Annotated in this window: 21 protein-coding genes and 1 tRNA gene; 13 read left to right on the forward strand and 9 right to left on the reverse strand. The window is 40.8% G+C overall.

The genetic code is table 11. The features are described 5' to 3' along the window. Positions 1–69 precede the first annotated feature (69 nt). Both ACB088_RS17280 and ssb read left to right on the forward strand, forming a co-directional pair. Positions 70–1,434 (forward strand): MFS transporter, encoded by a 1,365-nt coding sequence (locus ACB088_RS17280; protein ID WP_375037552.1) that lies wholly within the window; start codon positions 70–72, stop codon positions 1,432–1,434. 51 nt (positions 1,435–1,485) lie between these two features. Next, positions 1,486–2,082 carry a single-stranded DNA-binding protein gene (ssb, locus tag ACB088_RS17285; RefSeq protein ID WP_132070563.1) on the forward strand — a complete coding sequence of 199 codons (597 nt, stop codon included), beginning with the start codon at positions 1,486–1,488 and terminating at the stop codon, positions 2,080–2,082. Between the two features lie 44 nt (positions 2,083–2,126). Here ssb and ACB088_RS17290 read toward each other — a convergent pair whose 3' ends face one another. Then, positions 2,127–2,450 carry an AzlD domain-containing protein gene (locus ACB088_RS17290; protein ID WP_375037553.1) on the reverse strand — a complete coding sequence of 108 codons (324 nt, stop codon included), beginning with the start codon at positions 2,448–2,450 and terminating at the stop codon, positions 2,127–2,129. Beyond that, a complete protein-coding gene (locus ACB088_RS17295) occupies positions 2,447–3,142 on the reverse strand; it encodes an AzlC family ABC transporter permease (RefSeq protein WP_375037554.1) in 696 nt (231 codons plus the stop codon). The genes ACB088_RS17290 and ACB088_RS17295 overlap by 4 nt, the downstream gene beginning before the upstream one ends. Positions 3,143–3,210: 68 nt before the next feature. Here ACB088_RS17295 and ACB088_RS17300 point away from each other — a divergent pair, with 68 nt between their 5' ends. Continuing rightward, the gene (locus ACB088_RS17300; protein WP_017388639.1) at positions 3,211–3,759 is read left to right on the forward strand and encodes a helix-turn-helix domain-containing protein; all 549 of its coding nucleotides are present in this window, start codon (positions 3,211–3,213) and stop codon (positions 3,757–3,759) included. 326 nt (positions 3,760–4,085) lie between these two features. Then, positions 4,086–5,528, forward strand: coding sequence for an amino acid permease (locus ACB088_RS17305; RefSeq protein ID WP_003653993.1), 1,443 nt, complete (start codon positions 4,086–4,088; stop codon positions 5,526–5,528). Between the two features lie 66 nt (positions 5,529–5,594). Here the strand turns inward: ACB088_RS17305 and ACB088_RS17310 are convergent, their stop codons facing one another. After that, positions 5,595–7,094, reverse strand: coding sequence for a PLP-dependent aminotransferase family protein (locus ACB088_RS17310; RefSeq protein ID WP_209734430.1), 1,500 nt, complete (start codon positions 7,092–7,094; stop codon positions 5,595–5,597). 155 nt (positions 7,095–7,249) lie between these two features. On the opposite strand from ACB088_RS17310, the gene gabT reads away from it, so the two are divergent. Both gabT and ACB088_RS17320 read left to right on the forward strand, forming a co-directional pair. After that, complete coding sequence (gabT, locus tag ACB088_RS17315; protein ID WP_133971346.1) at positions 7,250–8,542, forward strand: 4-aminobutyrate--2-oxoglutarate transaminase; 1,293 nt, start codon at positions 7,250–7,252, stop codon at positions 8,540–8,542. Beyond that, positions 8,539–9,987 (forward strand): NAD-dependent succinate-semialdehyde dehydrogenase, encoded by a 1,449-nt coding sequence (locus ACB088_RS17320; protein ID WP_375037555.1) that lies wholly within the window; start codon positions 8,539–8,541, stop codon positions 9,985–9,987. The genes gabT and ACB088_RS17320 overlap by 4 nt, the downstream gene beginning before the upstream one ends. Before the next feature lie 117 nt (positions 9,988–10,104). On the opposite strand, the gene ACB088_RS17325 is transcribed toward ACB088_RS17320, so the two are convergent. Further along, positions 10,105–10,782 (reverse strand): isochorismatase family protein, encoded by a 678-nt coding sequence (locus ACB088_RS17325; protein WP_003653987.1) that lies wholly within the window; start codon positions 10,780–10,782, stop codon positions 10,105–10,107. Positions 10,783–10,940: 158 nt separating this feature from the next. Here ACB088_RS17325 and ACB088_RS17330 point away from each other — a divergent pair, with 158 nt between their 5' ends. Then, the gene (locus ACB088_RS17330) at positions 10,941–11,861 is read left to right on the forward strand and encodes a LysR substrate-binding domain-containing protein (protein WP_209734427.1); all 921 of its coding nucleotides are present in this window, start codon (positions 10,941–10,943) and stop codon (positions 11,859–11,861) included. 17 nt (positions 11,862–11,878) lie between these two features. On the opposite strand, the gene ACB088_RS17335 is transcribed toward ACB088_RS17330, so the two are convergent. Both ACB088_RS17335 and ycaC read right to left on the reverse strand, forming a co-directional pair. Beyond that, complete coding sequence (locus ACB088_RS17335; RefSeq protein WP_375037556.1) at positions 11,879–12,853, reverse strand: LysR substrate-binding domain-containing protein; 975 nt, start codon at positions 12,851–12,853, stop codon at positions 11,879–11,881. 19 nt (positions 12,854–12,872) lie between these two features. Next, positions 12,873–13,499: an isochorismate family cysteine hydrolase YcaC gene (ycaC, locus tag ACB088_RS17340; RefSeq protein ID WP_003653981.1), complete on the reverse strand. Its 627-nt coding sequence runs from the start codon at positions 13,497–13,499 to the stop codon at positions 12,873–12,875. Positions 13,500–13,776: 277 nt separating this feature from the next. On the opposite strand from ycaC, the gene ACB088_RS17345 reads away from it, so the two are divergent. From ACB088_RS17345 to ACB088_RS17360, 4 genes are all read left to right on the forward strand, one after another. Next, positions 13,777–14,649 carry a pirin family protein gene (locus tag ACB088_RS17345; protein WP_375037557.1) on the forward strand — a complete coding sequence of 291 codons (873 nt, stop codon included), beginning with the start codon at positions 13,777–13,779 and terminating at the stop codon, positions 14,647–14,649. Between the two features lie 431 nt (positions 14,650–15,080). After that, the gene (locus ACB088_RS17350) at positions 15,081–16,379 is read left to right on the forward strand and encodes an FAD-dependent oxidoreductase (protein ID WP_044425777.1); all 1,299 of its coding nucleotides are present in this window, start codon (positions 15,081–15,083) and stop codon (positions 16,377–16,379) included. 4 nt (positions 16,380–16,383) lie between these two features. Continuing rightward, positions 16,384–17,211 (forward strand): SAM-dependent methyltransferase, encoded by an 828-nt coding sequence (locus ACB088_RS17355; RefSeq protein WP_375037558.1) that lies wholly within the window; start codon positions 16,384–16,386, stop codon positions 17,209–17,211. 8 nt (positions 17,212–17,219) lie between these two features. Next, the gene (locus ACB088_RS17360; protein ID WP_375037559.1) at positions 17,220–17,642 is read left to right on the forward strand and encodes a GFA family protein; all 423 of its coding nucleotides are present in this window, start codon (positions 17,220–17,222) and stop codon (positions 17,640–17,642) included. 538 nt (positions 17,643–18,180) lie between these two features. On the opposite strand, the gene ACB088_RS17365 is transcribed toward ACB088_RS17360, so the two are convergent. The 3 genes from ACB088_RS17365 to ACB088_RS17375 form a co-directional block, all read right to left on the reverse strand. Beyond that, positions 18,181–18,558 carry a hypothetical protein gene (locus ACB088_RS17365; RefSeq protein ID WP_307012390.1) on the reverse strand — a complete coding sequence of 126 codons (378 nt, stop codon included), beginning with the start codon at positions 18,556–18,558 and terminating at the stop codon, positions 18,181–18,183. 473 nt (positions 18,559–19,031) lie between these two features. Continuing rightward, positions 19,032–19,107, reverse strand: a tRNA-Thr gene (locus ACB088_RS17370). 92 nt (positions 19,108–19,199) lie between these two features. Then, a complete protein-coding gene (locus ACB088_RS17375) occupies positions 19,200–20,114 on the reverse strand; it encodes a LysR family transcriptional regulator (RefSeq protein ID WP_375037560.1) in 915 nt (304 codons plus the stop codon). Positions 20,115–20,215: 101 nt separating this feature from the next. Between ACB088_RS17375 and ACB088_RS17380 the strand changes: the two genes are divergently transcribed. Both ACB088_RS17380 and ACB088_RS17385 read left to right on the forward strand, forming a co-directional pair. Continuing rightward, positions 20,216–20,548, forward strand: a complete 333-nt coding sequence (locus ACB088_RS17380) for a nuclear transport factor 2 family protein (RefSeq protein WP_375037561.1) — start codon at positions 20,216–20,218, stop codon at positions 20,546–20,548. Further along, positions 20,545–21,327, forward strand: a complete 783-nt coding sequence (locus tag ACB088_RS17385) for an SDR family oxidoreductase (protein ID WP_375037562.1) — start codon at positions 20,545–20,547, stop codon at positions 21,325–21,327. The genes ACB088_RS17380 and ACB088_RS17385 overlap by 4 nt, the downstream gene beginning before the upstream one ends. The last annotated feature ends 31 nt before the right edge of the window (positions 21,328–21,358 follow it).

A 21,358-nucleotide genomic window follows, 5' to 3' on the forward strand; every position in this document is an offset into this window, starting at 1 on the left:
ATAAGGTGTCCCGTATTTTTAGAAACGAATCGGCTTATAATTTGCCTAGTTTGATAAACGTGTATTGATATGATGAATGCTTTGGAACGTCGCTCAACTTTTGCCTTAAGTAGTATTTTTGCGCTACGCATGTTGGGTTTGTTCATGATTATTCCTGTCTTTTCTGTAGTCGGGCAGTCATATCAATATGCAACTCCAGCACTCATTGGTTTGGCTGTGGGTGTCTATGGCTTAAGTCAGGCGATTTTACAGATTCCATTTAGCTTACTTGCTGACCGTTTTAGCCGTAAACCTCTCGTGGTGCTTGGCTTATTACTCTTTGCTCTTGGCGGCGCAATTGCTGGTTTATCTGACACCATTTATGGCGTGATTATTGGCCGTGCCATAGCAGGTGCAGGTGCAGTTTCAGCCGTCGTCATGGCGCTTTTAGCCGATGTTACGCGTGAAGAACAACGTACTAAAGCTATGGCTGCCATGGGCATGAGTATTGGTTTGTCTTTTGTGGTGGCTTTTAGTCTTGGACCTTGGCTCACAAGCATTGTGGGTATTTCAGGCCTATTCTTTGTCACGACCATTATGGGCTTAATCGCGATTTTGATGCTATTGCTTGTACCTAAAGTGACTCGTCATCATCGTAATTATCAGCAAGGCTATATGGCGCAGCTTAAGCAAGTCATCCAAATGGGTGATTTAAACCGTTTGCATGTCTCGGTTTTTGCATTGCACTTACTGCTTACCGCCATGTTTATTTATGTGCCTTCACAGCTCATCGAGTTTGCACATATTCCTTTAGCAAGTCATGGCCTGGTGTATCTGCCGCTGTTAGTAATTAGTCTATTCTTTGCATTTCCAAGCATTATCGTGGCTGAAAAATATCGCAAAATGCGGGGAATTTTTTTAACTGCCATTACAGGAATTATTGCAGGTTTGCTGTTACTCATATTTGGCTATCAATCAAAATATGTATTACTCGCAGGCCTAGGTATTTTCTTTATTGCGTTTAATGTGATGGAAGCATTATTGCCATCGTGGTTATCAAAATGTGCTCCAATCCAGTCAAAAGCAACTGCTATGGGTGTAAATGCCAGTAGTCAGTTTTTAGGTGCTTTTTTTGGTGGCACACTAGGTGGTCAATTATTGATGTTACATAATACTGCGATTGGATGGAGTGTCTTAACAGGGATTGCTATAATATGGTTGCTAATTAGTTTTGGTTTAGCTCAGCCGCGGTATTTGTCATCTATTGTGTTGCCATTGCCGCAAGTGCAACAGGTGAATGAGTGGACCACACAGCTATTGGCAATTCGTGGTATAGAAGAAGTTGTGGTGATGCCTGACCAGCAAGTTGCTTATATTAAAGTCGATAAACAGACTCTTGATGAGGCTGCGCGACGTGATTTAACGCAGTTGTTCGGTAAAGAGGTAGCCATTTAAGCATAACTCTTATAAAGTAAAACATAGAAATGTATAGGATGAAGACAGCTAATGCGTGGTGTAAATAAGGTTATTTTGGTTGGTACTTTGGGTCGTGATCCTGAAACAAAAACTTTTCCAAATGGGGGTTCGCTGACTCAATTTTCAATCGCGACAAGTGAAGCTTGGACCGATAAAACTTCAGGTGAGCGTAAAGAACAAACAGAATGGCACCGTATTGTTTTGCATAACCGTTTAGGGGAAATTGCTCAGCAGTTCTTACGTAAAGGTTCTAAGGTTTATATTGAAGGTTCATTACGCACGCGTCAGTGGACTGATCAAAATGGCCAAGAGCGCTATACAACAGAAATTCGTGGCGAACAGATGCAAATGTTAGATGGTCGTCAACAAGGTGAACAAGGGTTCGCTGGCGGTAATGATTTTAATCAACCACGTTTTAACGCACCTCAACAAGGTGGTAATGGTTATCAAAATAATAATAACCAAGGCGGTGGTTATAACCAAAATAGTGGCGGTGGCTATGGTAGCAACCCAGCTGGTTTTGGTAATGGTGGAAACAGTAACCCGCAATCTGGTGGTTTTGCTCCTAAAGCACCACAACAGCCTGCGTCTGCACCAGCTGATTTAGACGACGATTTACCGTTCTAACTTGTACAAAATTTAAAAAAGGCGAGTTTATCTCGCCTTTTTTATTACTCAATTCCAAGTAAACGTAACAGTGCTGTAGCAGCGGCTGCCAAGCAAATCACTAATAAAAGCGGTACTTTTTTCCAGACCAAGAAAAGCGCTAGTGCCACCCCAAATATACGCGCGAATCCAGCGAAGTGCTGGCCTTCAAAAAATGTAGTCGTCACGGCAATAGCGCATAGTAAAACAGTTGCACCATTTGACAATAAAACTTGGTATTTTTCAGAAAAAGTAAATTTAGCACCTAAGTGAAAACCAGCAAAACGAATCCCATATGTTCCAAGTGCTAGAAAGCCTATGCCCAAAATAATGAGTAATTGTTGATTCATTTTTTTCTACCAAATATTAAGCCAAAAAGTGAAATCAGAATAGGGAGTCCTGAGGTCAAAAAAGGTGTAGTAATCAGTGCCAAGGTTGCGCCAGAAAATGCCGCTCTTCGAGTAAATTTATTCTTTAAAGCATTAAAAGTAAGTGCAATTAAAATAGCGGGGAAAATTGCATCTAGACCAAATGTTTTAGGGTCTGGAATAGCAGTTCCAATAAAATAACCCGCCGTTACACCGAGAGGCCAGCTCAGCATGATGCCTATACCACATAACCAGTAAGCAGCTTTTTTAGTCTCAAAATCAGGCTGTGCCATACCAAATAAAACACTTTCATCGTTCATGATATGGGCCCCGAAATATCGAGAGAATTTACCTCTGATTAATTCATTGACCGCAATTCCAAAAGGTAAATGCCGTAAATTGACCAATAGTCCTGCAATTGCAGCAGCAATCGGGCTGCCACCTACCGCTAAAAAACCAATAAAGATAAATTCAGCAGTTCCTGCGAGCACAAATATTGATAGACAAAGTGGGATCCAGAGCGCTAAGCCATAGCTTGCTGCGAGTGAACCTAAAGACATACCAACGACACTCGTCGCTAGACACACAAAGAAAATCGAGCGGGTAGTGTCTTTACTAAGTTTCTTAATGAGAGAGTAGGTGGTCATAGTATGATATAACGAACGATTTTCCATTATAATGAATAAGTCTGATTGTTTTGTCAAAACGAACGATCGTTTTTTTTATAGAACGGATGTGGTGAATGTCTCAGCCAATTGAAATTATTGCCAAAGGTTTAAACCGTGAACGCCAAAGAGCAGGGCTTTCTTTGGCAGAGGTTGCTCGTCGTGCAGGCGTTGCAAAATCTACTCTTTCACAATTAGAGGCAGGTCAAGGTAACCCAAGCATTGAAACTCTATGGGCACTTTGTGTGGCTTTGAATATTCCATTTGCACGTTTGATGGAAGAACCGAGTAATCAGGTGCAAGTGATTCGTTGTGGAGATGGCCCAACCGTTAGCTCTGAGATTGCCAATTACAAGGCCATTTTGTTGGCGACTTGTCCGCCACATGCGCGTCGAGATGTTTATTTACTCATTGTTGAGCCGGGTGAAGACCGTCTTTCAGAGCCACACCCCGTTGGTTCTGTGGAGCATATTATTGTGGTGGAAGGTAAGGCTCTGGTTGGTCTAATTGATGAGGCCGTTGAGCTCGGTGTCGGAGATTATATTTGTTACCCTGCCGATCAAAAACATATATTCAGAGCTTTAGAAAAAGGGACAAAAGCTTTATTAATTTCTGAGCAAAACTAAATAATTCCAATCTAATTAAAGTAAAACTTATTCATTTTTAAAATAAAAACTAAAAACCATTTACCTACATGCAATCTAAAAAGAGCCAATTTTGCGTATAAATTTTGCAATTGGCTCTCTCTTTTATTACAAAAATGGCTCTCGTTTCTTCAGGGCCGAAACGACAAATTAAAGCCATTGGAAGTATGCATACGGAAGCGCCGGATAAGCTCAGTGAATTTTCTGTTTTAGGAATTGGGCAAAACGGCTAAATTTTTAGGGGATATAGTTGGCTTCGGAGGATTTCCGAGATTGGCCGATATCCTCCATATATTAAGGAAAATGATATGGCAGCTCATCAAAATGGTTCTGAAGCCAATCACTCCCAAAGTTTAAAACATGGACTTAAATCACGCCACCTAACGATGATCTCAATTGCAGGGGTTATTGGTGGTTCTCTATTCGTGGGCTCAGGTAGCATTATTTACAATACGGGCCCTGTTGTTTTTCTAACTTACGCTTTGGGTGGTCTGCTCGTTTGGTTCATCATGCGGATGTTAGGCGAGATGGCCGTTTTAAACCCTGATAGTGGCTCTTTTTCAACTTATGCAGACCGCGCGATTGGTCGTTGGGCAGGCTTTTCAATTGGCTGGTTGTACTGGTGTACTCTCGCAATGCTCATGGGATGGGAAGCCTATGTGGCAGGTAAAATTCTAAACAATTGGTTCCCATTTATACCAATCTGGGCCTATATGGTCGTGGTCATTGTCGCATTGGTCGCAGTCAATTTACAAAACGTGAAAAATTATGGTGAATTCGAGTTCTGGTTTGCCCTTATTAAAGTTATCGCGATTGTTATTTTCCTTGTGATTGGTAGTTTGGCCATCATGCATTTATGGCCTTGGGGTAATCCAGCTGCTTCTGGTATTAGTAATCTAACCTCTCAAGGCTTTATGCCAAATGGAGGATCATCCGTCATTACCGCCTTGCTTGGGGTCATGTTTGCCTATATTGGTGCTGAAATTGTTACTGTAGCGGCGGCAGAATCGGCAAATCCATCTAAAGAAATTCGTAAAGCTTCTAACTCAGTGGTTTGGCGAATTATTTTGTTCTATGTGGGATCAATGTTTGTCGCAGTATGCTTAATTCCTCACAACAATGAACTTTTGAAAGATTCGACTTGGGGAACCTATAGCGTAACGTTAAGTGCACTTGGGATTCCGGGGGCTCGCCATATTGTGAATTTTGTGGTGTTAACGTCGGTGTGTAGTTGTTTTAACTCAGCACTTTACACGTGTTCACGTATGTTGTTCTCTTTAGCTAAACGTGGTGATGCACCGAAAAGTTTTGGTTCTGTGAACAGTAAAAGCAGCCCGTGGGTTGGCGTAATTGTGTCATGCTTTTTCTCTGTGATTGCCGTGATTTTAACTGCAACCAAGAGTATGGATGTTTATGACTTTTTCATGCTAACGACTGGCGCGGCAACATTGTATGTGTACCTGACCATTGCTTACTCTCAACTTCGTATGCGTAAAAAACTAGAAGCTGAAGGGGTGAAAATTGACTTTAAAATGTGGATGTTCCCTTATCTGACTTATGTGGTGATCTTTGCAATTATTGGGGCAATTCTCACCATGCTCATTGAAGGCACATATTTCAAAGAAGTAATTTACACCACAGCATTGTTCGGCATTATTGTGTTCTTTGGAATATTGTCGGAAAAACTGGGTTGGGGTAAAGACCGAAGAACGACCCATCTCACTCATACTCAAGAAGAAAAATTAGTTTAGTATTTTAGAAACTAAAAGAGCCTCACAATGAGGCTCTTTTTTATTCAGCATGGTGAGATAAAAGAATCAATTAAGTGTTTGTACGCCCGCTTCGCGTAAGCACTGGAGTAGCACACCAAAAGCCATCACCATGTCTTTTTCATTGACGCAGGCAAAGCCCATGAGCAACCCACGTTGCGCGTGGGCATGTGATTGCATGTAATACTGTGAAAGTGGGCGAACTTTGACACCACGTTCAAGTGCGGTCGCTGCAATCGCGACATCATCGCAAGAGTTTGGTAGTTTTAAAACCAGATGTAACCCTGCTGCTTCATCGTATTCGTGGATAAATTCAGGCCCTAGGTAGCGTTTAATCAGGCTCACCAAGTAATCACGCCGTTTGCCATAGAGCAGACGCATACGCCGAATATGCGCTTCATAATGGCCTTCACGAATAAATTCGGCTAGGGCTTTTTGTTCGAGCAAATGCCCACCACGATAGAGTTCAGCTGCCACAATCCGTAAGGGTGAAAAGAGCGGCTTAGGCACCACCAAATAGCCAATTCTTAAAGATGGATAAATGGTTTTGCTGAACGTGCCCATGTACAGCACAGGCGCATCATTTTCTAAACCTTGTAAAGATGGATACGGCTGGCCTGAGAAACGGAATTCACTATCGTAATCATCTTCTACAATCCAGCTATTGTGCTGGCGGGCAATCTCAATCAATTTGCGTCGGCGATCTAGGCTTAAATGTGAACCGAGTGGATATTGATGTGAGGGAGTGACAAAAATGAGTTTAGGTGGTTTAACCGGATTTTCTTCGGGGATAATGCCTTCGGCATCGACTGGCATGGGTTGAATATCAACGCCATTAATACGTAAAGTATTACGCATTCCCCAATAGCCTGGATCTTCAATCCAGATCCGGTCACCAATGTCACTGAGCGCACGTGAGACTAAATCAATCGCTTGGTGAATACCTTCGGTAATAATAATCTGGTCGGCATCGCACTGGACTGAACGGGCAACCCGTAAGTAGTCTGCTAATGCACTTCGAAGTTCAATACATCCGCCCGCGTTGCTATAGATAAGGCGGTTAATGTCTGGCTCACGGCTTAATTTTGCTTGAATACGACTAAAAATATGATGTGGAAACTCGGTAACGTCTGGAGCTCCTGGTACAAATGCACCCCATTGATGTGGAGATGCTGCGGCATAGCCTAATAAATTTGAACCACGTTGCGATAGCGCATAAGAGTTTTGAACCTTCGGGCTTGAAACAGCTTTTTTCTTATTTTGTGTATTTAGAAAACTCTCTGGTAGCTTCTCGGCAACCCATGTGCCATGGCCTGTCCGTGCTTCTAAGTAGCCTTCAGCTTGTAGTTGTTCGTAGGCAGTAAGAACTGTATTTCTCGAAACATGAATTTCACTGGCTAAGTCGCGTGACGCGGGCAAACGCGTTTTTGGTTGAACCACTCCATCAATAATGGCAGCGCGTAGACAACGAAAAAGTCGCTGATGGAGTTTACCCTCGATGTCCTGTTGGAGCCGTTGTAACAAATGATCTCCAAGTAAACTACGCAATTGGCTCTCTCCTACAGTTAAAAAATGGCTCTCGTCAGTTGCCGCCAGACGAGCGAAATTACATGCATAGGCAGTTGTTGTAAAGCACCCTGAAAATTAAGCACAGGATGTAAAAACCAAAGCTGCAACTGATGATGAAAATATGAGGGAATCAAATGGATAATCAACATTCTGCACTTAACGCGCGTAAACAGCAAGCAACTCCACGTGGTGTAGGCGTGATGTGTCAGTGGTACGCTGAAAAAGCTGAAAATGCCACGCTTTGGGACAAGGAAGGCAACCAATTTATCGACTTTGCTGGTGGTATTGCGGTTTTAAATACAGGCCATCGCCACCCTAAAGTGATTGCAGCGGTAACTGAACAATTAACTAAATTTACTCATACTGCCTATCAAGTTACACCTTATGAAAGCTATGTCGCTTTAGCTGAGCGTATTAATGAGCGTGCACCAATTGCAGGACCTGCTAAGTCTGCTTTTTTCACAACCGGTGCAGAAGCAGTTGAAAATGCGGTGAAGATTGCCCGTTGTTACACTGGTCGTCACGGCATTATCACTTTTGGTAATGGTTTCCATGGTCGTTCATTCATGACCATGGCAATGACAGGTAAAACTGCGCCTTACAAACGTGATTTCGGTGTTATGCCAGCTGGTGTGTTCCACGCGCGTTACCCTGTGCCTGCTAAAGGTATTTCAGTAGACGCGGCAATTGAAAGTGTTGAAGATATTTTCAGTGAAGATATTGCACCGCATGATGTTGCAGCGATTGTGCTTGAGCCAGTACAAGGTGAAGGTGGTTTCCATGTTGTGCCAGCTGAGTTCTTAAAACGTTTACGCGCAATTTGCGATAAGCACGGTATTTTACTTGTAGCAGACGAAGTTCAGTCTGGTTTTGCACGTACTGGTAAATTGTTTGCAATGAACCATTACGAGACTAAAGCTGACTTGATCACGATGGCGAAAAGCTTAGGTGGTGGTTTCCCAATTTCGGGTGTAGTCGGTCGTGCAGAAGTGATGGATGCACCAAACCCAGGTGGATTAGGCGGTACTTATGCAGGTAGCCCGATTGCTGTTGCTGCTGCGCACGCAGTGATTGATGCGATTGAAGAAGAAAACTTATGCGACCGTGCAAATGAGCTAGGCGCTGAGTTGGTTGTTTCGCTTAAAGACATTCAGCAAGCAACAGGAAATGTAGTGACTGATATTCGTGCATTAGGTTCAATGGTTGCAGTAGAACTAGAAACTGCTGAGCAAGCAAAAGTTGTACAAAACTATGCAATGGAAAACGGGTTGTTACTTCTTACTTGTGGTAAATACGGTAATGTAATTCGTTTCTTATATCCATTAACCATTCCTGCTGAGCAATTCCGTCAAGGCCTTGATATCCTGAAACAAGGTTTTGCGGCACTTAAGGCAGGTAGTGCAAAAGCAATGGAGCAATCTGCATGATTCAAAACAATTTGCAGTATTTATTAAAACATCCTGATATTTCATTAGAAGCGCCTGCATCAAATGATTATATCGAGGTAAATGATGCTGCTACGGGTGAAACTTTGGCATGGGTGAAAACCTATGACCGCGCAGGGGTTGAAGCCGCAATTAACCGTTCAGCAAAAGCGCAAGCTGCTTGGAAAAAGCAAACTGCCTTGGCTCGTGCTGATGTGTTATTGGCATGGTACAACCTCATGCTTGAGCACAAAGAAAATCTGGCACAGATTTTAACGGCTGAACAAGGCAAGCCATTGGCTGAAGCGTGCGGTGAAATTGGTTATGCAGCATCATTTATCCGCTGGTTTGCCGAGCAAGCTCGTCGTGTGGATGGTGAAGTGTTAACACCAACCTTGCCAAACCAACGTCTTTTAGTGATTAAACAAGCGATTGGTGTCACTGCTGCGATTACGCCGTGGAACTTCCCAGCTGCCATGATTACGCGTAAAGCAGGTCCAGCTATTGCTGCGGGTTGCTCAATGTTGGTTAAGCCAGCAGAGCAAACGCCGTTAACTGCCTATGCACTTGAAGTTTTGGCATTGCAAGCAGGCTTACCAGCTGATGTTTTAATTAACATTAGCGGTGATGCGGTTGAAGTGGGCAAAACCTTATGTGAAAGCGATATCGTTCGTAAGTTAAGCTTCACAGGTTCAACTCAAGTTGGTCGTATCTTGATGCAACAATGTGCGCCAACTATTAAAAAGCTTTCACTTGAGCTGGGTGGCAACGCGCCAGTTGTAGTATTTGACGATGCCAATCTTGAACAAGCGGTTCAGGGCATTATGGCAAGTAAATATCGCAATAGCGGTCAAACATGCGTTTGTGCGAACCGTATCTATGTTCAAGATGGTATTTACGATGCATTGGCTGAGCGTTTAGTTGAAGCGGTGTCTAAGCTTAAAGTTGGCGATGGCCGTCAAGAAGGTTCAACTCAAGGGCCTTTAATTGATGAAGATGCGATTGCAAAAGTCCAATCTCATATTGCAGATGCAACCGAGAAAGGCGCAACAATTCGTATTGGTGGTCAACGCTCAGCACTTGGTGGCACATTCTTTGAACCAACAGTTTTAACTGGCGTAACGCAAGACATGAAAGTGTCGAAAGAAGAAACCTTTGGTCCACTTGCACCACTCTTCCGCTTTAAAACTGAAGATGAAGCAGTGGCTATGGCGAACGATACCGAGTTCGGTTTAGCTGCTTATTTGTTTACTCAAAGCACAGCTCGTCAATGGCGCGTTGGTGAGGCACTTGAGTACGGTATGGTCGGCATTAACACGGGCGCAATTTCAAATGAAGTTGCTCCGTTTGGTGGCGTAAAACAGTCTGGTCTAGGCCGCGAAGGTTCAAAATTCGGCATTGAAGAATATGTTGAAATGAAATATCTCTGCGTAGACTTATCTGAGTAAGGAACAAAGCGAGTTCGTTTTGTTCTGAACGAAAACATGCAGCTATGCTGTATGTGATGTTTCACAAAAACCGGTCATGCCCATTCATGACCGGTTTTTTTTAGATAAGATCTGGACTTAGCGTGCTGAATCTAAAACTTCGCTATTTTTAATCACTTCTTGAGCTTTGGTATAGCTTTCAATCAGTAGCTGATAGGCAGGGAAAATTTGAGTATAAACTTGTGCCCATTCAAGTGCGTCATCTCGATTCCATGTTTTTTGAATTTCAGAAGCAACTGCTGCTGTATCCATAGGAACTACACCAGCTTGCACAACACGCGCTAACGTAATTTCTTCCGCCATTTTGCTATAAGTTCCTGAAGCATCAACCACTGCAAAAACTTTATATCCTTCTGCAACCGCACTAATTGCTGGAAAAGCCATACAAACGCTGGTAATTGTCCCTGCAATAATAAGAGTCTTACGACCAGTAGCCTTTACTGCTGCTACAAATTCAGGATTGTCCCAAGCATTGATTTCACCTTTACGGGCGACATATTGTGCATGAGGTGCATTTGCGTGAATTTCTGGAATAAGGGGGCCATTTGGACCTTGTGGAACAGAAGCGGTTGTAATCACTGGAATATTCGACAAGCTTGCGATTTTAGCCAATGCTGCTGCACGGGCACGTAATTCGGTCATTGGCATGTCTGCTACAGTTTGAAATAGACCACTTTGATGATCAATCAAAAGCATGACTGAATCATCTGGATCGATGACTGGACGCTGACCATTGAAGTTTGCTGGAGTTGTCATTGTTATATGCTCTTTGATGAGGGTGTAATTCATATTACAAATAGGATAAATGGCGAAAAATATCTAAAATAGAAATCATTGTCATGCATAAAGAACAACATGGTATGTTTTATATTCAGCTTGCTGAAATACACTGTGATTAATATGAGGATTGCAAAATGAAAGACTTAAATGACCTCTTTTTTTTCGTAAAGATTATTGATTGCGGTGGTTTTTCGGCTGCGAGTCACGAGTTGATGGTGACCAAGTCTTTATTAAGCCGACGTATGGCAGAGCTAGAAAATCGGCTTGGCGTGAAGTTACTCAATAGAACAACCCGACAAGTCTCGATTACTGAGGTGGGCAAGATTTATTACCAGCACTGTAAGGCAATGCTGATTGAAGCAGAGGCAGCAGAAGAGGCGATTGAATATTTAACAGCGGAACCACGTGGCCTAATTAAATTGTCTTGTCCAACAAACTTGCTGCACATTAATGTGAGTGAAATGCTCAATGAATTTCTGGCGCTTTATCCTAAAATTAAACTACATGTAGAGGCGACAAACCGAAGAGTCGACCTGATTGATGAAAGATTTGATTTAGCCATTAGAATTCGGCCTTTACCTTTGCCTGATAGTGATTCTATTGTTCGTGAGCTGGCTTTGGCTCGGCAGTTTGTTGTTGCTAGCCCCAACTTAACCAGTCGATATTTTTCAATCTCACGACCTGAGCAATTAGCCGATTGGCCTATTTTAATGATGGAATCTTTTGCACCCGAATATGCATGGCATCTTTATTCTCAAGACCAACAAGAGGCCACAGTGAAATGTCATCCTCGGTTCACCACTACAGATTTAACAGCTTTAAGAAACGCCACGTTACAAGGATTAGGGGTAGCAAAATTACCAGAACTTGTGGTCTATGAAGATCTGGCTAAAGGAACACTCGTGAATGTATTGCCTGAATGGCAATTTCCTCCTGAAATGATTCATTTAGTGTATACCAGCAGGCGTGGATTGTTGCCTTCAGTAAAGTTGTTAATTGATTTTCTTGTAGAAAAGTTTAAAGGACTTAAACAGAATGCATCTGTGCTCTACTAAAAGAAGTACTCAATGCATTATGAAAATGAATAACCTTGAGTGCTTTCAGGCAAACGTCGCAGTTCTTCAATCAGCGTTTCAATGAGTTTCTCGACCACAAGACGCTGGCCTTTTCTAGACACATAAACCAGTTGTAGCATGCCAATATTTGATTTCCAGTCAGGAAGGATATGAATAAGTTTGCCTTTACGAATTTCAGGTTCAACGGTTAAAAAGGGAAGGTCTGCAATTCCTAGGCCGTCCATAACAGCATAGTAGACACCTGCCAAGTCATTACTTTTTATTCGTGGTTGATAAGGCACATCAACCGATTCGCCATTGCGAATATTGCATAAATGCCAGATATAATTTTGCTTCTGGGTTCCCAAGCTAATACTTGGAAAGTCCTGTAGCTCTGAATAATTTTGGATTACTCGGCCTTGGAGTAATTCAGGCGCGGCAACTAGACAGTGGTCAGTTTTAATCACATCACGAACAATAAGATTTGAGTCTTCATTGGGTTCGAAATTGGTCCGAATTGCGAGGTCGATGTCATCATGCAAAATATCAACTCGACGGCTTGTAAGCTCGAGTGATATTTCAACTTTAGGGTAGGTTTTTAAAAACTGATTTAAAATTTTTCTAATTTGAAAATGCATCATAAGCGGTGGGCAACTCACTTTTACCAACCCTTGAGGTTCACTTTTTTGCTTTAATAAAACATTTTCTGCACACTCAACTTGAGCAATAACTTTGCAGCATTCCTCGTAAAACTCTTGGCCCAAATCGGTCACTTTAAAATGGCGGGTTGTTCTTTGAATGAGGCTCACATTAAATTTATTTTCAAGGTCGATAATGCGTCTGCTGAGCTTTGACTTACTAATATTTTCGGCTTCGCTGGCCGCACTAAAGCCGCCGTGTTTTACGACCAAATAGAAATAATAAAAATCATCAAAAGAGCTTATCAATGTCTGATCAATCCATTTAAATGCAAGATTAGAATGCTTAAGCATTCTAATCTTGGTCATGTCATTATTTTTGCGATGTATTAAAGCTATAGCTGGTCATAAGGTTACGATAATCAGGAATATGATTTGAGAATAATGCCCCTAAACCTTCTACATCATTACGCCAGTCACGGTGTAACTCACATGCCATACCGAACCAAGTCATGAGCTGAGCACCTGCTTTTGACATACGGTCCCAAGCAGCATCACGTGTTAATTCATTAAAAGTACCAGAAGCATCGGTAATCACAAACACTTCAAAGCCTTCAGCTAACGCAGCTAAAGCGGGGAATGCCACACATACTTCAGTCACTACACCTGCAATAATCAGTTGTTTTTTACCTGTCGCTTTTACAGCTTTTACAAAATCTTCATTATCCCATGCATTAATTTGACCAGGACGTGGAATAAAAGGCGCATCTGGGAAGAGTTCTTTTAACTCTGGAACTAAAGGACCATTTGGGCCATTTTCGAAACTGGTAGTCAGAATAGTCGGTAAATTGAAATATTTCGCAGCATCGGCAAGTGCTAATACATTATTTTTAAATTTATCCGGATCGATATCTCGAACTAAAGAAAGTAAACCTGCTTGGTGGTCAACTAAAAGAACTGCGGCATTATCCTTGTCTAAACGCACGTAATCTTGAGCCATTTTTTATTTCCTCATGTTATCAAAATGAATGATGAAAAATTATTGAGTAGGTCATCATTGCCTAAAATTATGCTAGTTGAGTTTTATGTTGTGATTAAGTCTAAAAAATAGGATTAAGAATTTTAAAAATAGGACGATAGCCGAGACATATTCTGAAAAGGCATGATTGTCTCATAGATGAAATAATGTGTTGCTAATCCTGATCTATAAACTGCAATTATTGAGGCGTAAAATCAATCCCAGTTCAAGAAAATCCTACATATATAGGAGAGATCAGATGAAGAAATTTCTTGGTGCATATCAAAATAACCAGATGCATTGGGTGGGTGATGGTTTCCCTGTATATAACCTGTTCTCTTATGACCGTTTAGGCCAAACCCTAAGCCCATTTTTGCTACTGGATTATGCAGCGCCTTATACCTTCTCACCAACGACTGAGCAGCAAGGTGTAGGTTCGCATCCTCACCGTGGTTTCGAAACGGTAACGATTGCCTACCAAGGTGAAGTTACGCATAAAGACTCAAGCGGTGGCGGCGGAACCATTAAAACTGGTGATGTGCAATGGATGACTGCGGGTGCAGGAGTGTTACACGAAGAGTTCCATTCTCCTGAGTTCGCAGAGCATGGTGGTCTTTTTGAGATGGTGCAATTGTGGGTAAATTTACCTGCCAATTCAAAAATGACTCCTGGAAAATACCAAGCGATTGAAGCCAAAGATATTCCAGACATTGCACTAGACGAGCATGGTAGCCATTTGCGTGTGATTGCAGGTGAATATGCAGACGAACAAGGTGCTGCAACTACATTTAGTCCACTAAATGTATGGGACGGTAAATTGGTTAAAGGCCAAAAACATACCCTTTATGTGCCTGAAGGTCATACTACTCTTGTTGTGGTATTAGAAGGGGCTGTTGTGGTTAATGATTCAAACCGTCTTGAAGGTAAAACCGTTGCGATTTTATCTCGTGAAGGGGTTGAGTTTAGCCTAAATGCAGAAGAAGACACTAAATTCTTGGTGCTAACAGGCCAACCGCTTAATGAACCAATTGAAGGTTATGGACCATTTGTCATGAATACCAAATCTGAAATTATGGAAGCGATTAATGATTTTAATCGTGGAAAATTTGGTTCACTCATGCAAGAAGGATAAATTGCTCTCGATTAGCCGTTAAAGCAAAGTAATAAAAAGCCCGCTATCAAGTGTGAATAGCGGGCTTTTTCGCTGTAAAGGTTCTGTTTTTATGATGGTTGTCATTGTTGTCTCGGCATTGTTTTGTGTGACTTGCTTCTCATTATTATGGGGTAATGATATCCCAAAAAATAACAGTTGTAAAACGAATGATATAAATATAGTTAAATTATCTTATTTTATTTAAAAGATTTTTTTTAAATTTTCAAAAAATATAAGGCCTTATGTGTTGCATTGTTATTGTAAGAAAATATAAAAAATGAGTGGGGCGAGAAACTAAATATTTTCTATATAAATTGATGCAAAAAATAAAAATCTGGTAGTTTTTAATACGGTGTTTTTTTAGGGTATGAGTGATAATCAAAAAAATTCTCAAAGAATGGGACATCATTTTGAATATCGCAATTATTGGCAGTGGAATGGCAGGTCTTGCGGCAGCAAGAATTCTGAAAGATGCAGGGCATACGATCACGATATTTGAAGCACTTCCTGGCCGGGGAATGGATAGCCATAGCATTGAGTTCGACGGTGGAATTATTGATGCACCATTGCGTGTGATGAATCCACATTTGTGGAAGAACACGCTCAGTCTTGCTGCTCATTTAGGCATTAAAACTTTCCCAGTTCGTACTTATATGTCATGTAGCTGGTTATTCGAAGATCGTACGGAAACATGGTTAACCACATCTCGTAGCCGTATTGGTAATTTCCCGATTATCAATAACCGCAAAGGGATTCAGCAATATGGCTGGCGTCTTGTGAAAGGGATGTTGCAATTAAAAACTGCAATCCACCAGTTTTTCAAATCTAAAAATCAAGATATTACTCTCGCTGAATTTATTAATCAGAACGATATAGAAGAAGTATTCTGGCATGGTGTGGTAATGCCAGTGCTATATACCATTTGTACTTGTAACCCAAAAACAATTGGCGACTGGCCTGCAAAAAATCTACTTGAGTTTTTACGTCACTTAACTGATGGCGACATGCTGTTACGTATGAAAGGTGGTACACCTGCATTTGTAGATAGCTTAATTAAAGATATCGACATCCATAGCGGATCCGCGATTAAAAAAGTTGAATTACAAGGCGAAAAAGTACTGGTTGAAAACAGCCAAGGTGAACAGAACTTATTTGACCGAGTAATTGTTGCAACTCCGACATCTAAGATCGATGAATTTTTAAACCCTGAACAATTTGCTGAAGATATGAAGTTGCTTAAACAATTCCGTTTTGAGCAAGGTGATCTTGTGATTCATACAGATGCCACAGTAATGCCGCCACGCCGTAAAGACTGGTCGGTGCTTAGCTATATGATGGATCGTAAGTTTACACGTCAGCAATTCACAGTTTGGATGAATGCAGTTGAACCAACACTGGTTGGTAAAAATCCTGTATTCCAGACTTGGCGTCCAGTCACTGATATTGACCCTAAAAAAGTCATTTCAAAAGTGACCTTAACGCGTGCAGTTGTAGACTCGCAAACAATTGCTTTAAATAAAGAATTGCAACAACGTCATTTAGACTTAAACCGTAAAGTATTCTACTGTGGTTCATGGTCATGTGATGGCTTGCCAATTTTAGAGTCAGCAGTGACTTCTGCAATGCACATTGCTGAAATTTTAGGTGCACCTTTACCATTTGTAGGTTTAAAGCCTCAGGTTGAAGTTGCTCCTGAGCTCGGTTACTAAAATTGTGAAAACAAAAGTTCGGGCAATACTCTCGCAACTAATCCCCCATAAATATGCAATTGATGCATCAAGTTTGGGGGATGATGGAGAGCTTGCTTGGACAAATTTGGGTTTTTGGAAAAACACCCAAAACTACCGTGAAGCTTGTTGCCAATTGGCCGACTATTTGGCACAAGCTGTCAATTTAAATTCAAAAGATCATCTCTTAGATTTAGGCTGTGGACAGGGTGCAAGTTTATTGCACTGGTTAAAACACTATCAGCCCAAAAGCCTTAGTGCAGTTGAACTACAATCTAAATGTGTTAATAAAATTCAAAAACTTATTCCTGAAATAAGCCAAATTTTCTACGGTTCATTTTTAAATTTAAAACAATTTGAATTTAAACAATCTTTCGATGTGGTGTTGTGTATTGATGCGGCTTACCACAGCAATTTAAATTCATTTCTTAACTCGGTCACTCCAGTTTTAAATTCAAATGCACGATTAGGTTTTCATTACTTAATGCGTGCTGACTCATGTCAAAACATGACAGTCTTACAAGAACAAAAGTATCGCTATCTGCTTAAAGCGGCAGACGTGGTTTGGGACAATGTGCCAAACGAGAAAACGTTAAGAAATGCTTTAGAACAACAAGGTTTTGTCGATATTCAAATTGAAGATTTATCAGAACCTGTATTACTCGGTTTTTCGCAATATATTCAAAATCAACAAGACCAAAACCAAAGCCGCGGGTTGGCAAATTTTAAAATTCAAATGACTGCAAAGTTATGCCAACAACTCTACCAAGCTGGATATGTACGTTATATTCAAATCACAGCAATAAAAAAATAGGATAAGCTATGTCAGCTAAATATCAGGGATCGTGTTTGTGTGGAGCTGTGAGCTACCAAAGCGAAGCGGAGCCACGTTATAGCTTTAATTGTCACTGTCGAGATTGCCAGAAGGCGACGGGTTCGGCATATGCACCAATCGCTTTTTTTCACCAATCTGAATTGAAAGTGAATGGTGAACTTAAATATTTTGAGACTTTAGGATCTTCTGGCCGACCTATTAAACGAGCATTTTGCCCGACTTGTGGTTCTCAGCTTTTTGGCTTACCTGAAATTGCGCCTGAAATGATTTCAATACGTGCAGGTACTTTGGATGATCCGAGTCTCTATCAGCCTAGGGCGGAAGTCTTTGTGAGCCAAGCCTATAATTGGGATACGCTCAACCCAAACCTTAGGCACTTTGAAAAAATGATAGAGAAGAGCAAGAAATAAAACTTAATTAAAGAAGCCAAATATTCCTAAAATACAGATTAAAATAACGCTACTCATCGCTAGAAATAATATAGTTTTTCTATATTTTAGCTGAGGCATTTTACTTACAATGAAAATAAGGCATGTAAGTATGATCACTAAAGGTTGAAAAAGATTTGATGGTAAAGTAAACATTTAAGTTCCTTGTTGTTTTTAAATTTATTTTAGAAATAAAGTGAAAGGTTCATTATATATTTTTCTTATCTAATTGACGAACTGAACTTTTTGAAAATTCATATTTTCAGTTTTTATTAATAGGTAAATCGAGTTTTAAATTTAAAAGGACCATGTACGCTTTTTCGTACATTCATTCGGGAAATTTGCGTCTTTCTATGACTTCATAAATTACCTATGATGCACTTAACGGGAACAGGAAGTTCCGAAACGTAAAACAACAATAATAAGTTTAAGCATCAGGACGTGAGGTATTACAGGAAGTGTACCTAGTGACGAAATACGAAAAAAGCCCAACAGGATGTTGGGCTTTTTTCATTTTGTATTAACGAATTTCTTTTCCACCTAAGGCTGCACAATCAACAGGCGTATTCCATTTCACGGCAGTTCCTGTAAGTACAGGACGAACAATACGCCACGGCCAGAAACCAAATCTTTGGCTTTGATGATAATTAATCACCACATCTGCACCATATTTACGGGCAACAATGGCTAATTTAGGTTTTATTTCTTCAAACCCACCATATGTTCCTTTCGCGACTTTGACTCGTTTAATTAATTTATAGTGTTCTGCTGAAGGAGTACCCTCAATTAAGCAAATTGGTGGGTTTGCAACATTTTGAATTTGAGATGTGGTGTCTTGGGCATATGTTGTTAAAGGCAACGTTAGAAATAAAGCAGGTAAAATAAAACGGAGTTTCATATTTTTCCTTGTTGGTATCGTAATGAATTAAAGTTTATAAAATAGGTCTTATTAACATGACCTTATTTGGGGGCGCATTATAATCTTATCTTTTTAATATTTCTTATTTTAATCCTATATTTTTTAATAAATTAGCGGCATCATATTTCGCTTTTAAAAGAATAAATTAGTTTTAGAAAGTTATTTTGAAGTTTAAATTTATAATAAGAGTTTATCGAATTTAAAAAACAAAGTTTTTGACAAGATCTTTTTCTCGAAAAGATATTCTTTAAAATATTATTAATAGGTTTTGCTTAAAATTATAGCAGCGGCAAAAGAGATGGTTACTGAATTAGAGAAATATGAAAAATAAGTTGAAAGGTGTAGATCAATAGATCTGCATCCGATTTTGGAAATAGCTATAATTTTTTGCGTATTACAAACCTACAGACAACAAAAAACCCCATAAATCAAATATTCATGAGGTTTAATGATGGTGCCGGCACACGGATTCGAACTGTGGACCTACTGATTACAAGTCAGTTGCTCTACCAACTGAGCTATGCCGGCGATGTGGAATGAATTTTACAGTTTCTTAAAAAAAATACAAGCCAAAAAATGAGCAGTTAGATGGTTTTTCACATCTGATAATGAAAGATAGTTTAAAGAATTGGATGGGAAGGAATGAGTCGTTGTTCACGTGCTAAGTCAATGAAAGCACGTAATGCGGCACTCGGGTGTTTTCCTTGTGGGTAATATAAGCATAAACCAGCGTAGAGAGGCGTCCAGTCCTCCAAAACCCTTACCAGTTTACCTTGTTCGATGAGCGGAGCTACAAACCAATGCCCTGTGTAGGCCAAGCCAATACCAGATAAAGCACTGTCAATGGCCAACATATACGTGTCAATTGTGAGAGGTCCTGAAACATCAATAGTTAAAGATTCATTGTGTTGGGAAAACTCCCATTTATAAATTTTACCGCTAGGCAATCGTAGACGGATGCATTGATGTTTTAACAAATCAGAAGGTATGTGGGGGATGCCATGTGTATTTAGATAAGTTGGGGTTGCAACTACGGCCATGGATTGCTTTGGGCCTATTTCAATGGCAACCATATCTTGTGGGACGGTACTTGAGAAGCGTATGCCAGCATCAAAACCTTCTTTTACAATGTCAATAAACTCTCCATCAGAAACGAGATCAACTCGTACATCTGGATAGCGATGGATATATTCAATGATTACAGAATGAAGAATTTGCCGAGACATGCCTTCTTCCGCATTGATTCTTAATGTCCCTGAGGGAGTGGCACGACGGTCTAATGTCTCTTGCACAGCAAGATCAATTTGTTCTAAGGCGGGTGTAATACGCGTTAAAAACTGTAGACCTGCTTCGGTCAGTGAAACACTACGGGTTGTACGGTTAAATAATCGTATCCCTAAATTATGTTCTAGCTGAGCAATATTTCGGCTGAGTGCTGAAGATGACATATCTAGTTCAACGGCGGCTGACCGAAAATTACGGTGGTTGGCAAGAGCAATCACAGCTTTTAGGTCCGTTAGACTTGTATTATTCATTGTCCCGATTTATGCATTAATTCATCCCATATTATCCCTCTTATAACAAGAATATTGTGAAGCTACAATCAAAAGCATCAATTCACATAAGGCTTAGATATATGGTTCATCAAATTTTATTGCCATCAATAATTCAATACTATTTTGAATCAGATCGGCAGACGGCAGAAGCTGTAGTTGCTTGTTTTACAGAGCATGGTGTTGTACGCGATGAAGGTCGTGAATATGTTGGTCACAAGGCCATCTTAGGCTGGAAGCAGCAGGCTTCAACTCAATATGAATATCATGTGGAACCGCTGAGCATTGATGTGCAAGATGGGCAGCATCTGGTTATAGCGCGTGTGGAAGGTAACTTCCTTGGCAGCCCGATCAATTTACATTATGCCTTCCAGCTAAACGATGAAAAAATTGAAGTATTGGAGATTACAGTATGAATTTTCCTTTACAACTGTTGGGAAAAAGGGCGTTGGTTACAGGTGGCAGCAAAGGGACTGGAGCCGCTGTTGTAAGAGCACTACATCAGGTTGGTGTGGATGTCATGACTGTCGCTCGCCATCCTGTACGGGATTTACCACAAAATGTACATTTTATTGAAGCTGATTTAACTACAGCTAAAGGATGCAGTGATGTAACGCAGGCTGTGCAGAAGCACTGGGGGAAAATTGATATTGTTGTACATGTCTTAGGTGGTTCATCTGCTCCGGCAGGTGGGTTTGCTGTATTGGGTGATGAAGAGTGGGAGCGAGAAATCAATTTAAATTTGATGCCTGCCATTCGTCTAGATCGGAGATTGATACCTCTGATGCTAGAGCAAGGTTCTGGTGTCATTATTCATGTAACATCAATTCAAAGAGAATTACCTTTACCAGAATCAACAACTGCATACGCAGCAGCAAAAGCGGCGTTATCTACATATAGTAAAAGTTTATCTAAAGAGATTTCTCCAAAGGGGATTCGTGTTGTGCGTGTGGCGCCGGGATGGATTGAAACCGAAGCTGCTGTGGCTTTGGCAGAGCGTCTTGCACTTGAAGCGGAAACAAACTATGAAGGTGGGAAGCAAATGATTATGAATGCTTTGGGTGGAATTCCGTTAGGGCGCCCAAATAAACCAGAGGAGGTTGCCGATTTGATTACTTATTTAGTATCTGATCGCGCTTCGGCAATTACTGGAACTGAATTTGTGATTGATGGTGGAACTGTGCCTACCGTGTAAAATACGCAAATGCGTGCGGTCTGCTTTTGTG

Source organism: Acinetobacter sp. RW6 (assembly GCF_041956835.1).
Lineage (GTDB): Bacteria > Pseudomonadota > Gammaproteobacteria > Pseudomonadales > Moraxellaceae > Acinetobacter > Acinetobacter calcoaceticus.

Coding starts and splice junctions, on each gene's coding strand:
- ACB088_RS17360 (WP_375037559.1), top strand. CDS start 17,220: ATGTCAGCTAAATATCAGGGATCGTGTTTGTGTGGAGCTGTGAGCTAC.
- ACB088_RS17345 (WP_375037557.1), top strand. CDS start 13,777: ATGAAGAAATTTCTTGGTGCATATCAAAATAACCAGATGCATTGGGTG.
- ACB088_RS17305 (WP_003653993.1), top strand. CDS start 4,086: ATGGCAGCTCATCAAAATGGTTCTGAAGCCAATCACTCCCAAAGTTTA.
- gabT (WP_133971346.1), top strand. CDS start 7,250: ATGGATAATCAACATTCTGCACTTAACGCGCGTAAACAGCAAGCAACT.
- ACB088_RS17385 (WP_375037562.1), top strand. CDS start 20,545: ATGAATTTTCCTTTACAACTGTTGGGAAAAAGGGCGTTGGTTACAGGT.
- ACB088_RS17365 (WP_307012390.1), bottom strand. CDS start 18,558: ATGAAACTCCGTTTTATTTTACCTGCTTTATTTCTAACGTTGCCTTTA.
- ACB088_RS17300 (WP_017388639.1), top strand. CDS start 3,211: ATGTCTCAGCCAATTGAAATTATTGCCAAAGGTTTAAACCGTGAACGC.
- ACB088_RS17320 (WP_375037555.1), top strand. CDS start 8,539: ATGATTCAAAACAATTTGCAGTATTTATTAAAACATCCTGATATTTCA.
- ACB088_RS17330 (WP_209734427.1), top strand. CDS start 10,941: ATGAAAGACTTAAATGACCTCTTTTTTTTCGTAAAGATTATTGATTGC.
- ycaC (WP_003653981.1), bottom strand. CDS start 13,499: ATGGCTCAAGATTACGTGCGTTTAGACAAGGATAATGCCGCAGTTCTT.
- ACB088_RS17335 (WP_375037556.1), bottom strand. CDS start 12,853: ATGCTTAAGCATTCTAATCTTGCATTTAAATGGATTGATCAGACATTG.
- ACB088_RS17380 (WP_375037561.1), top strand. CDS start 20,216: ATGGTTCATCAAATTTTATTGCCATCAATAATTCAATACTATTTTGAA.
- ssb (WP_132070563.1), top strand. CDS start 1,486: ATGCGTGGTGTAAATAAGGTTATTTTGGTTGGTACTTTGGGTCGTGAT.
- ACB088_RS17290 (WP_375037553.1), bottom strand. CDS start 2,450: ATGAATCAACAATTACTCATTATTTTGGGCATAGGCTTTCTAGCACTT.
- ACB088_RS17325 (WP_003653987.1), bottom strand. CDS start 10,782: ATGACAACTCCAGCAAACTTCAATGGTCAGCGTCCAGTCATCGATCCA.
- ACB088_RS17280 (WP_375037552.1), top strand. CDS start 70: ATGATGAATGCTTTGGAACGTCGCTCAACTTTTGCCTTAAGTAGTATT.
- ACB088_RS17375 (WP_375037560.1), bottom strand. CDS start 20,114: ATGAATAATACAAGTCTAACGGACCTAAAAGCTGTGATTGCTCTTGCC.
- ACB088_RS17295 (WP_375037554.1), bottom strand. CDS start 3,142: ATGGAAAATCGTTCGTTATATCATACTATGACCACCTACTCTCTCATT.